The 11126-nt window shown below is 72.6% G+C and carries 10 protein-coding genes and 1 pseudogene; 6 read left to right on the top strand and 5 right to left on the bottom strand.

What is annotated here, in order from left to right; translation table 11 throughout:
• Nucleotides 1–58 precede the first annotated feature (58 nt).
• The 3 genes from HMPREF3086_RS17365 to HMPREF3086_RS17355 all read right to left on the bottom strand — a co-directional run bounded on the left by HMPREF3086_RS17365 (nucleotide 59) and on the right by HMPREF3086_RS17355 (nucleotide 2450).
• The gene (locus HMPREF3086_RS17365; protein WP_070723176.1) at nucleotides 59–682 is read right to left on the bottom strand and encodes a carbonic anhydrase; all 624 of its coding nucleotides are present in this window, start codon (nucleotides 680–682) and stop codon (nucleotides 59–61) included.
• A gap of 82 nt (nucleotides 683–764) precedes the next feature.
• A complete protein-coding gene (locus tag HMPREF3086_RS17360; RefSeq protein ID WP_070723173.1) occupies nucleotides 765–1652 on the bottom strand; it encodes a Sir2 family NAD-dependent protein deacetylase in 888 nt (295 codons plus the stop codon).
• Complete coding sequence (locus tag HMPREF3086_RS17355) at nucleotides 1653–2450, bottom strand: MBL fold metallo-hydrolase (RefSeq protein ID WP_061915667.1); 798 nt, start codon at nucleotides 2448–2450, stop codon at nucleotides 1653–1655.
• 23 nt (nucleotides 2451–2473) lie between these two features.
• Between HMPREF3086_RS17355 and HMPREF3086_RS17350 the strand changes: the two genes are divergently transcribed.
• Nucleotides 2474–3211, top strand: a complete 738-nt coding sequence (locus tag HMPREF3086_RS17350) for an AAA family ATPase (protein WP_232303092.1) — start codon at nucleotides 2474–2476, stop codon at nucleotides 3209–3211.
• A gap of 17 nt (nucleotides 3212–3228) precedes the next feature.
• Complete coding sequence (locus tag HMPREF3086_RS17345; protein WP_109148408.1) at nucleotides 3229–5049, top strand: FAD-binding dehydrogenase; 1821 nt, start codon at nucleotides 3229–3231, stop codon at nucleotides 5047–5049.
• Nucleotides 5050–5082: 33 nt separating this feature from the next.
• Here the strand turns inward: HMPREF3086_RS17345 and HMPREF3086_RS17340 are convergent, their stop codons facing one another.
• Nucleotides 5083–6243 (bottom strand): calcium/sodium antiporter, encoded by a 1161-nt coding sequence (locus HMPREF3086_RS17340; RefSeq protein WP_061915664.1) that lies wholly within the window; start codon nucleotides 6241–6243, stop codon nucleotides 5083–5085.
• A gap of 118 nt (nucleotides 6244–6361) precedes the next feature.
• On the bottom strand, nucleotides 6362–8539 hold the full coding sequence (locus HMPREF3086_RS17335; protein ID WP_061915661.1) for a RecQ family ATP-dependent DNA helicase: 2178 nt from the start codon (nucleotides 8537–8539) through the stop codon (nucleotides 6362–6364).
• A gap of 70 nt (nucleotides 8540–8609) precedes the next feature.
• Here HMPREF3086_RS17335 and HMPREF3086_RS17330 point away from each other — a divergent pair, with 70 nt between their 5' ends.
• From HMPREF3086_RS17330 to HMPREF3086_RS19740, 4 genes and pseudogenes are all read left to right on the top strand, one after another.
• Complete coding sequence (locus tag HMPREF3086_RS17330) at nucleotides 8610–9020, top strand: serine hydrolase (protein ID WP_232303091.1); 411 nt, start codon at nucleotides 8610–8612, stop codon at nucleotides 9018–9020.
• Nucleotides 8942–9553, top strand: a complete 612-nt coding sequence (locus HMPREF3086_RS17325; protein ID WP_061915655.1) for a class I SAM-dependent DNA methyltransferase — start codon at nucleotides 8942–8944, stop codon at nucleotides 9551–9553. The genes HMPREF3086_RS17330 and HMPREF3086_RS17325 overlap by 79 nt, the downstream gene beginning before the upstream one ends.
• A 69-nt stretch (nucleotides 9554–9622) precedes the next feature.
• Nucleotides 9623–10927, top strand: coding sequence for a glutamate-5-semialdehyde dehydrogenase (locus tag HMPREF3086_RS17320; protein WP_109148416.1), 1305 nt, complete (start codon nucleotides 9623–9625; stop codon nucleotides 10925–10927).
• A gap of 70 nt (nucleotides 10928–10997) precedes the next feature.
• Nucleotides 10998–11126: pseudogene (locus tag HMPREF3086_RS19740) on the top strand (MoxR family ATPase); the annotation flags it as partial.

Below are 11126 nucleotides of genomic sequence, written 5' to 3'. Positions count from 1 at the left end.
CGCCGGGCTGCCGAGCCGCCGCGAGCCGGGCCGCCGGTCCGCGCGCGCCGCGGAGGGATCAGCCCCCGTTGACCCTGCCCTCGGTGTGGACCGGTGTGACGGTCCCCGCCTCGAGGTTGTAGATCGCGCCGACGATCGCCGTGCGGCCCTCGGTGATCGCGCGGTCGACGGCCGCGGACTTCTCGCGGATCGCGGTGACCGTCTGCCGGACGTTCTCGATCACCACGTCGTCGTACCCGGCGTCCGGGTCGCGCCGCGCCTCGAACACGGCCGGGGCGATGCGCTCGACCACGTCGCGCAGGTAGCCCGACGGGGTGGAGTGGGAGTCGACCGCGGTGATGGTGGCGCCGACCGCGCCGCACGAGGTGTGCCCCAGTACGAGGGTGAGCGGGATGCCGAGGACGTCGACGCCGAACTCGATCGAGCCCAGGACGGAGGGGTCGACGATGTGGCCGGCGTTGCGGATGACGAACAGGTCGCCCAGGCCCTGGTCGAACACGACCTCCGCGGGCACGCGCGAGTCGGCGCAGCCGAAGACCATGCCGAAGGGGTGCTGCTCGCCCGTGAGCTCGGCACGGCGGGCGGGGTCCTGGTGCGCGTGGAGGTTGGCGCCGTCGACGTAGCGACGGTTGCCGGTGAGGAGTCGGTCCAGCGCGGCGGCGGGGTCCAGATCTGTGCTCATGGTTCCAGTGTGCGCCTGTGGCGGCCCGCACAGCGACCGCACCCCGGGGTCCGGGCGGGCGGTGCTCGCCGTCGCCCGCCGTCTACGCGCCGAGCGCCCGATCGACGCGGGTGAGGACCTCGACGCAGTCGCCGTCGATCGTGAGGGTGGCCTCGTCGTGCGCGCGGGTGCGGCCGCGGTTGACCACCGCGACGGGCGTGCCGGTGGTCACCGCGCGTCGCACGAACCGGTAGCCGGAGCGCACCGTTAGTGACGAGCCGACGACGACGACGAGGTCGGACCCGTCCACCAGGGCGTTGGCCTCCTGCACGCGGTGCGCGGGGACGTTCTCGCCGAAGTAGACGATGTCGGGCTTGAGCACCCCGGAACAGCGCGGGCAGTCCACCATCCGGAAGTCCGCGGTGTCGGTGAGGACGGCGTCGGCGTCCGGGGCGATCTCGATCGCGCCGCGGGTCGCGACGCGTTCGGTGAAGCCGGGGTTGAGACGGTCCAGCTGCTCGTGCAGGGCCCATCGGCTCTGGCGGAGCCCGCAGTCGAGGCACGTGACCACCGCGTAGGTGCCGTGCAGGTCGACCAGCCGCCGGCTGCCTGCCTTGAGGTGGAGCAGGTCCACGTTCTGTGTGATGACGCCCGGGACGGCGCCGCACCTCTCCCACCGGGCAAGCAGCATGTGCGCGGCATTGGGGCGGGCGGCCTCCATATGCCGCCAGCCCAGGTGGTTGCGGGCCCAGTAGTGACGGCGGAACGCGGCGTCACCGACGAACTGCTGGTAGGTCATCGGGGTGCGACCCGGCGAGTCGGGCCCGCGGTAGTCGGGAATGCCCGAGGGCGTGGAGATGCCCGCGCCGGTGAGGACGACCGTGCGGCGGCCGTGCATCAGCTCCGCCAGGGCGTCGGCACGCTCGGGCAGGTCGGGATCCGGCCGGGTGCGCTCGGCCGGGGTCCAGGCGGTGTCGCGGACGCGGACCATCTAGAGCCCTCCGGGCCCCGAGGGGTCGTGCGCGCACACCATGTCCAGAGTGTCGCCGCGGCGAGCGGCCACCCCGGCGAGTCGGGCGTGCGTCACCGCGACCGCGGCCGGCTCCAGGGCCATGACGCGTTCGGCGACCGGGACCCACGCCGGCACCCGGCCCATCGAGCCGACCTGGCCCCGGTGGTAGAAGGCATCACCCGCGTGGAGGACGTCCTTGTCGTCGTCGCCGTCTCCGGGCGCGGACGGGTCTCCGCCGCGCCCCGGCACGAACACCCCCGCGTGCCCGACGGCGTGACCCGGCAGGTCCACGAGCAGCATCCCCTCGGCGACATGGTCCAGGGGGTGCACCCGGAAGCCCTCCCACCGGTCGGTGCCGAACGAGTACTCGGTGAAGCGCGGCCCGTGCTCCCACTGGCGGCGGCGGTAACGCCGACGCTCCAGGAAGCGCGGCGTGCGCACCGCCCACGTCAGGGCCTGCGCCGAGACGTGCACCTGCGCGGCGGGGAAGTCGGCGAGGCCGCCGATGTGGTCGAGATCCAGGTGGGTGAGCACGATGTGCCGCACGTCCCGCGGATCCAGGCCCAGGGCCTCTATGCGGCGGACCGCCGTCTCGCGCTCACGCAGTGCCGGGCGCAGGACGTGGCGCGCGGCGCCGAGGCGACCGGCCGGGTCGGCGATGTCCGCCAGCCCGATCCCCGAGTCCACCAGCACGAGGCCGCCCGGCGCCTCTACCAGCAGCACGCGCGTGGGGGCCACACCCGCGAACGTCCCGCAGTTCATCTGGTGGATCCGCATGAGCGCAACGGTACCGTGGCCGGGTGAGCCGAGACCGTGTCCTGGACCCCCGCCCGGTCGTCCGGGTGGTGGCCGACCCCGACCCCGACCTCCCCCGGCCGGCGGACCAGTGGCCGTACTCCATCCCGGCGGTCGCGCAGCTCCTGCGCGACGGGCTCGAGCTGGACGATCTCACCGTGCTGGTCGGCGAGAACGGCGCCGGCAAGTCGACGGTCGTCGAGGCCGTCGCCATGGCGTTCGGTCTGGGAGCCGAGGGCGGGTCCGTCCACGGCCGGGACGTCACATGGCGGTCGGAGTCGCCCTTGAACTCGGACCTGCGCCTGGTCCGCGGGGGAGCCGCGTCCCGGTGGGGCTACTTCCTGCGCGCCGAGACCATGCACGGCATGTTCACCTACCTGCAGTCCTCGGGCCCCGAGCGGGATTTTCACTCGCGCAGCCACGGCGAGGCGTTCTGGGACATCCTCACCACCTCCCGGTTCGACGGCGGCGGCCTGTTCGTCCTGGACGAACCGGAGGCGGGCCTGTCGTTCGACGCGCAGCTCCGACTGGTGGCGCTGCTGCTCGAACTGGCCGACCGACACGGCGCGCAGGTGCTCATGGCGACCCACTCGCCGATCCTCGCCTCGGTCCCCGGCGCCGCGGTGTACGAGCTCTCCGACGAGGGGATGCACCGGGCGCGATGGGAGGACCTGGCGATGGTCGACCACTACCGGCGTTACCTCGACGCGCCCGAGCGATACCTGCGCCACCTGCTGGAGTGACCGGGCACACTGGACCCATGACCAGTTCCGCGTCCCGTTCCGCACGCACCACCGGCGAGGCCCGGCCCGTCCGCCCCGTCTACCCGTCGTGGCAGCCGCCGTCGACGTCCCGCGCCGCCAACGCCGGACCTCTGCCCGCGCCCGAGCCGGGCTTCGCCCCGGACGTCATCGTGGTGGGGCACGGCCTGGCCGGCCTCGTGGCGACCTACGAGGCGACGCGCGCGGGCAAGAAGGTGCTGGTGGTGGACCAGGAGAGCGAGAAGAACCTCGGCGGGCAGGCGTTCTGGTCCCTCGGCGGGCTCTTCCTCGTGGACACCCCGGAGCAGCGGCGGATCGGCATCAAGGACTCGCTCGAACTCGCGTGGCGGGACTGGCTCGGCTCGGCCGCGTTCGACCGCCCCGAGGACCACTGGCCACGGCAGTGGGCGCGTGCGTACGTCGAGTTCGCCGCGGGGGAGAAGCGGCGGTACCTGCACGACCTGGGGTTGCGGATCATCCCCACCGTCGGCTGGGCCGAGCGTGGCGGCGGCGACGTGAACGGGCACGGCAACTCCGTCCCTCGCTTCCACGTGGCGTGGGGGACCGGGCCCGAGGTGGTCCGCGTCTTCGAGGAACCCGTCCGCGATGCCGCCCGCGCCGGCCTGGTCCGCTTCGCGGTGCGCCACCGGGTGGACGAGATCGTGGTGGAGGACGGCCGCGCCGTGGGCGTGCGGGGCGCGACACTGGCGCCCTGCGACTACGACCGCGGCGTCGCGTCCCCCCGGGAGGAGACCGGGGAGTTCGAGTTCCGGGCGAAGGCCGTGCTGCTGGCCTCCGGGGGCATCGGCGGCAACCCCGACCTGGTGCGGAAGTACTGGCCCGCCGACCGGCTCGGCGACGTGCCGAAGGACCTCATCGTGGGTGTGCCCGAGCACGTGGACGGGCGGGTGCTGGAGATCTCCGCACGGTCCGGTGCGAACCTCATCAACCGGGACCGCATGTGGCACTACACCGAGGGCGTGGCCCACTTCGCGCCCGTGTGGCCCTCGCACGCGATCCGCATCATCCCGGGACCGTCCACCCTGTGGCTCGACGCGAACGGCGACCGGATGCCCGTGCCGTTGTTCCCGGGCTTCCACACCACGGCGTCCATCGAGGCGATCCGCCGAGCCGGCCAGGACTACTCGTGGTTCATCCTCGACTCGGCGATCGCCGGCAAGGAGTTCATCCTCTCCGGCTCCGAGCAGAACCCCGAGCTGACCGACAAGAGCATCCGGAAGTTCGCGTCCAAGGCGGGCAGCGGCCTTCCCCCGTCGATCGCCGACTTCGCCGAGAAGGGCGTCGACTGGGTGGTGGCGGACACGCTCGAGGAGATGGTCGCCGGCATGAACTCGCTGCTGCGGGAGGGCGAGCCCGAGCTGGACGTGGAGAAGGTGCGGGAGTTCGTCCTGGCGATGGACGGGCAGATGGACAACCCGTTCGCCAAGGACGCCCAGGTCCAGGCGATCCACAACTCGCGGCGCGTGCTCACCGACAAGCTCACCCGCCTGGCCAAGCCGCACCGCCTGCTCGCGGACTCCGGGCCGGGCAAGGGCTCGGCCGCCGGCTCGGGTGGCCCGCTGATCGCGGTGAAAGTGCACCTCATGACGCGCAAGACCCTCGGCGGGATCGAGACGACGCTCGACTCACAGTGCCTCACTCCCGCCGGCGAGCCGTTCCCGGGGCTGTACGCCGCCGGTGAGGTCGCGGGATTCGGTGGCGGCGGCGTTCATGGTTGCAACTCACTCGAGGGCACGTTCCTCGGCGGGTGCATCTTCTCCGGCATGAAGGCCGGACGGGCGATGGCGCGGGAGGTCTGAGCCGTCCGGCGGCCGATGCGGGGCCGCCTCCCCTCAACCGCCCTCGCGGCCGCCGTCGTCTCTCGCGACGGGCCGGCCGCGGGCCTGTCCGCGCCCCCGCCGGACACCGAGTTCGTAGGTGGCCAATACGATCAGCCACAGCGCGGTGACGGGGATGACGAACCAGAGCATGGCGGCGCTGAACGGATCCAACGCGTCGTGGTCGGCGGCCTGCAGCACCACGTAGGCGACGTACGCGGCGTAGAACCCCGCGAAGAGCAGTCCCTCCCACCGCTTGATCGCCATCCCGGTGAAGGCGATCGGGAGCAGAGCCATCGAGACGGCGAGCATGATCGGCAGGTCGAAGCGGATGGCCCCTGGGGCGACCCCGATCGGCGTGATGAGCGAGGTCATTCCGAGAACCGCGCCGATGTTGAACATGTTGCTTCCGACGATGTTGCCGATGGCGAGGTCGCGTTCGCCGCGGATCGCCGCCACGAGACTCGTGGCGAGTTCCGGGAGGGAGGTGCCGATGGCCACCACCGTGAGACCGATGACCAGGTCACTCATCCCCCAGGCCGACGCGAGATCACTGGCCGCGGTGACGAGTAGCCGTGCCCCGATCACGAGCAGCGCCACCCCGGCGATCACGAGAGCGCTGTTGAGGAGGACCGGGTGCGAGGTCTCGCCGCCGGTAGGCGTCGTCTCGCCCGCGCTGTCACCGGCCGGGGCGTCCAATGCCTCGGTGGCGCGGTCTCCATCCTGTTTGCGCGCGATGACGATCGTCGCGGTCGTATAGGTCACGAGGCCGGCGAGGAGCAGCAGACCGTCGAGGAAGCTGATCGTGCCGTCGAGGGCCACCAGAAGCACGACCAGAGAGAACAGCACCATGATGGGGATGTCGACTCGCACGATCCGGGACGTCGCCACGAGAGGGGCGACGATCGCGGTCATCCCCAGGATGAGCAGAATGTTCGCGATATTGCTGCCCACGACGTTGCCGACGGCCAATCCCGGGTATCCACTCAGCGCGGCATCGACGCTCACCGCGAGTTCCGGCGCCGAGGTGGCGAACGCGACAACGGTGAGTCCCACCACCAGCGGGGAGATTTTGAAAACGGCGGCCAGACCGCCAGCGCCCCGCACCAGCACTTCACCGCCGCCGATGAGCAGCACGAAACCTAGCGCCAGGGCGGCCACCGTCAGGACGCTCATGACTGGTCAGACCGGGTCGTGGAGGAGTCCGGCCGAGCCGTAGGAGACAGTCTCGTCGAAGTGACCATGCTTCGACGATTCCATGCCGGCGCCCACCCTGTCGACCACCGGCGGTCGCCTAACCCGCGGTGACGACAGCCAGGGGCAGGACCGCGGAGGCCCCGGACTCCCGCAGGTGGCGCGCCGCCTCGGTGACCGTCCAGCCCGTGCCGAGCACGTCGGTGACCAGCAGGACCGGCCCGTTCGGGGGCGTGGCCGGGCCGGAGAACGTGCCCCATAGCTGCGCCACGCGGTAGGCCGAGTTCTGCGCGGTCACCGGCGGCAGCGCCGGGTCGCGGGTGAGCTCGCCGAGCGGCTCCATGCGCCCCATCCGCGCCAGCGCGTCGGCGAGGCCCCCGACGAGCTGCGGGTGCTCCCCGGTGACCAGGGCGACGACCCCGGTGGGCCGCTCGGTCCAGCCCCACTCGCGCAGGACCGGCACGCAGGCGCGGGCCAGCCACTCGGGCGCGTCCTGATCGGGCTCGGCGAGCAGCACCCGCAGCTTCTGCCCCAGACCGAGGTCGGTGAGACGCGCGAGGGCCCGGCCCTCGGCGGGACCGTCGGTGATCTTGCCCTTGAGCGGCACGTCGAGCTTGGCCAGGCCCGTGGGCCACTGCCGGCGGGGCGGCAGTACCACGCCGGGCCGCTCAAGCGCCTCGCGGGCCCGGGTCAGCGCGCCGGAATCGACGTCCGAGGTGCGGCGCTCGCCGGTGCAGTTGTCGCAGCGCCCGCAACCGGGCGACGCCGGGTCGAGGGTGGGGTCGTCGAGCTGCGCGCGCAGGAACTCCATGCGGCAGGAGTCGGTGCGCTCGTAGGCGATCATCGCCTGCTGCTCGGCCTGCCGCGCCTCCGCCAGACCCGCGTAGCGCTCGGCGTCGTAGTGCCACGGCCGCCCGGTGGAGACCCAGCCGCCGCGCACCCGCTGGACCGCGCCGTCCACGTCGAGGACCTTGAGCACCATCTCCAGCCGCGTCCGGCCGAGATCCACGGCCGGCTCCAGAGCCTGCGTCGACTGCGGACGGCCGGGCTCCAGCGCGTCGAGGACCCGCCGCACGGCGTCCTCCGGCGGGAAGGCCAGCGACGCGAAGTGGTTCCAGATCGCGCGGTCCTCCGGCCCCGGGAGCAGGACGACCTCGGCTCTGTCGGCCGCGCGCCCGGCGCGGCCGATCTGCTGGTAGTAGGAGATGGGGGAGGGCGGCGCCCCCAGGTGGACGACGAAGCCCAGGTCCGGCTTATCGAAACCCATACCCAGCGCGGAGGTGGCGACCAGCGCCTTGACCTCGTTGTCCAGGAGGGCGCGCTCGAGGTCCTCCCGCTCGCCGGAGTCGGTACGCCCCGTGTACGCGCTGACGCGGTGCCCGGCCGAGGTGAGCAGCTCGGACATGTCCTCGGCGGCGGCGACGGTGAGGCAGTAGACGATCCCGCTACCCGGCAGCGAGTCGAGGTTCTCCACCAGCCACGCCGCGCGCGTCTCGGAGTCGTCGATCGTTACCACCGACAGTCGGAGCGACTCACGGTCCAGGCCGCCGCGGAGGACGAGGGTGTCCGAGGCGGCGGAGTCGTCAGCGGCCGGAGCCTGCTCCGCGAGGCCGCTCACGCCGACGCCTAGCTGCTGGGCGACGTCGCGCACCACGCGGTCGTTGGCCGTGGCCGTGGTGGCAAGGACCGGCACCCCCTCCGGCAGGTCGGCGAGGAGGGTGCGGATCCGGCGGTAGTCGGGCCGGAAATCGTGCCCCCAGTCGGAGACGCAGTGGGCCTCGTCGACCACGACCAGCCCGGCGTCCGCGGCGAGCGCCGGCAGCACGGTGTCGCGGAAATCCGGGTTGTTCAGCCGCTCGGGGCTCACCAGCAGCACGTCCACCTCGCCTGCCCGGACGGACGCGCGCACCTCGTCCCACTCGGTCATGTTGGCCGAGTTGATGGTCGCCGCCCGCACCCCGGCCCGGGCCGCCGCCTCGACCTGGTTGCGCATGAGCGCCAACAGCGGCGAGACGATCACCGTGGGACCGGAACCGAGCTCGCGGAGCAGCCGCGCGGCGATGAAGTACACCGCTGACTTGCCCCAGCCGGTGCGTTGGACCACCAGTGCGCGCCGACGGTCGGCCACCAGCGCCTCGATCGCGGTCCACTGGTCCTCGCGCAGCCTGGCGCCCGGCCCCGCCAGGGCCCCCAGCAGTTCATCGGCCCGCGCCCGCAGGGACGCGGGATCCGATTCGGTCGGGCTGTCGGAATGAGGACGGTCCGCCGGCGAGATCATGGGCCCATCGTGCCCCACCACTACGACACGAGGGTGCGGCGCCGACCCCGACCGGCGTCAACTGGTGGCCGTGACGAGCGACGGGCGGGGCATCGCGGGACAGGTCGAGCAGGCGGCGGAGCAGCTGGCACACCGGCGGGTGGGGGTGGTCGTCGCCGCCGGGCCGCCCGGGGGCACCCACGTCGCCGCACGCGGCGACACGGGGCGGGGACGGGCCCCCGACGCGCACTCGCTGTTCGAGATCGGCTCCATCACCAAGACGTTCACCACGCTGCTGCTCGCGGACGGCGTCGTGCGCGGTCGGTGGCGGCTCGACACCCCGGTCCGCGAGTTGCTCCCCGACGGCGTCGCCGTCGTCACCGCCCTCGGCAGCGCCGCACCGCGGCGGCCATACTGGACCGCATGGCGCAGACATGGAAAAAGATCGTGGAGGCCGACCCCGAGCACTCGCGGCGATACGCGCGGCGCTGGGACGACATGATCGCCGAGGGCGTCGACATCGACGGCGAGGCGCGTCTCGCCGACGCCATGGCGCCGCGCGGAGCGCGCGTCCTCGACGTGGGCTGCGGCCAGGGACGGATGGGCGTCTACCTCCACGCCCGCGGCCACCGGGTCACCGGCGTCGACATCGACCCCTACCTCGTCGACCGGGCGCGCGAACAGTGCCCCGACGCCACCTGGGAGGTCGCCGACCTCGCCGTCGACGGCTGGGCCGCCGGCCCCTTCGACCTGGCGGTGTCGGCCGGCAACGTCCTCGCCTTCGTCGACCCGGCCGACCGCGGTGCCGTTCTTTCCAACCTCGCCGACCGGCTGGCCCCGGCATCGGAGTCCACCGACGGGCAGCCCGGCAGGCTTGTCGTGGGATTCGGGCTCGACCGCGGCTGGACGCGGGAAGAGTTCGACCTCGACGCCGAACGCGCGGGACTGCGGGTCGAGCAGCGGTGGTCGACCTGGGACCTGCGGCCTTTCGACGACGACAGCGGCTTCATGGTCGCGGTACTCGTGCGCGCGTAGGGGTCCGTGCAGGTGCGCGCGTCTGTCACCTGCGCCGTCGGCGAGCCACCGATCGGTAAGCTGGCCCGCATGACCACCAGCCACGTCGACGCCCCCGACCTCGCCGGCCAGACGGACGCCGATCGGCCGGCCGCAGACCCGGTGCGCGACGCCGTCCACGGCGCCGCCCGTCGTGCCCGCGCCGCCTCGCGCGAGCTGGCGCTGCTGACTGCCGACCGGAAGAACGCGATGCTGCTCGCCGCGGCCGATGCTCTCGTGGCGGCGGAGTCGACGATCCTCGAGGCCAACGCGGCGGACATCGCCGAGCAGATCGAGGCCGGTACCGGAGAGGCCATGCTCGACCGGCTCCGCCTGACCGGCGACCGAATCGAGGGCATTGCCGGCGGCCTGCGTCAGGTCGCCGGTCTGGCGGACCCGATCGGGACCGTCACCCGCGGGTCGACCCGGCCCAACGGACTCCAGCTCCGTCAGGTCCGCGTGCCGCTGGGCGTAGTGGGGATGATCTACGAAGGGCGTCCCAACGTGACCGTCGACGCGTTCGGTCTGGCCTTCAAGTCGGGCAACGCGGCGCTCCTCCGCGGCTCCCGCTCGGCACGCGACTCCAATGAGGCGCTCGTCGAGGTGCTGCGCGGGGTGCTCGCCGAGCACGACCTGCCCGTCGACGCCGCGCAACTGCTCCCCTCGGAGGACCGCTCGTCGGTCACCCACCTCATCCAGGCGCGCGGCCTCGTCGACGTCGTGATCCCCCGGGGAGGCGCGGGCCTCATCCAGGCCGTGGTGGAGAACTCCAAGGTCCCCGCCATCGAGACCGGCACCGGCAACTGCCACCTCTACATCCACGGGGACGCCGACCTCGACGAGGCGATCAGCCTCCTGCTCAACGGCAAGACCCGCCGCTGCAGCGTCTGCAACGCCACCGAGACGGTGCTGCTCGACGCCGCCCTGGGCGACGCCGCCGTGGACCGCGTCGTCGGCGCCCTCCGAACGGCCGGAGTCACCGTTCACGGGGACCGCGAGGGCCTCGTCCCCGCCGATGACGTTGACTGGGGCGAGGAGTACCTCAGCATGGACATCGCCCTCAAGGTCGTCGACGGCGTCGAGGAGGCGATCGACCACATCGCCCGCTGGTCGTCGGGCCACACCGAGGCCATCTCCACCCGCAGCATCGACGTGGCCGACGAGTTCTGTGCCCGCGTCGACGCGGCGGCGGTGATGGTCAACGCCTCCACCGCCTGGACCGACGGGGAGATGTTCGGCTTCGGGGCCGAGATCGGTATCTCCACGCAGAAGCTCCACGCCCGCGGCCCCATGGGGCTCGAGGAGCTCACCAGCACGAAGTGGATCGCCCACGGCAAGGGGCACGTGCGGCCGTAAGGCGCCCGCGCCCGAGCAGGCCGCATCAGCGCGGTTCGCACCAGATCACCCCACCGAGAGGACCCGCCCCATGGACCGAGCCCGCACCGGACAACGACCGGCTTTCGAGAGCATCGACCACGTCATCGACGCCCTCGGGGAGCAGGGGTACCTGGCCGACCGGTCGACCGCGACGGTCGTCTACCTCGCCGACCGGCTC

It is taken from the genome of Dietzia sp. HMSC21D01 (assembly GCF_001815995.1).
In the GTDB taxonomy this organism is placed as follows: Bacteria; Actinomycetota; Actinomycetes; order Mycobacteriales; family Mycobacteriaceae; genus Dietzia; species Dietzia cinnamea.
The sequence above is the reverse complement of the archived record's forward strand: the minus strand, read 5'-3'. Positions and strand labels throughout refer to the sequence as shown.

Coding starts and splice junctions, on each gene's coding strand:
- HMPREF3086_RS17365 (WP_070723176.1), bottom strand. CDS start 682: ATGAGCACAGATCTGGACCCCGCCGCCGCGCTGGACCGACTCCTCACC.
- HMPREF3086_RS17360 (WP_070723173.1), bottom strand. CDS start 1,652: ATGGTCCGCGTCCGCGACACCGCCTGGACCCCGGCCGAGCGCACCCGG.
- HMPREF3086_RS17355 (WP_061915667.1), bottom strand. CDS start 2,450: ATGCGGATCCACCAGATGAACTGCGGGACGTTCGCGGGTGTGGCCCCC.
- HMPREF3086_RS17345 (WP_109148408.1), top strand. CDS start 3,229: ATGACCAGTTCCGCGTCCCGTTCCGCACGCACCACCGGCGAGGCCCGG.
- HMPREF3086_RS17340 (WP_061915664.1), bottom strand. CDS start 6,243: ATGAGCGTCCTGACGGTGGCCGCCCTGGCGCTAGGTTTCGTGCTGCTC.
- HMPREF3086_RS17335 (WP_061915661.1), bottom strand. CDS start 8,539: ATGATCTCGCCGGCGGACCGTCCTCATTCCGACAGCCCGACCGAATCG.
- HMPREF3086_RS17325 (WP_061915655.1), top strand. CDS start 8,942: ATGGCGCAGACATGGAAAAAGATCGTGGAGGCCGACCCCGAGCACTCG.
- HMPREF3086_RS17320 (WP_109148416.1), top strand. CDS start 9,623: ATGACCACCAGCCACGTCGACGCCCCCGACCTCGCCGGCCAGACGGAC.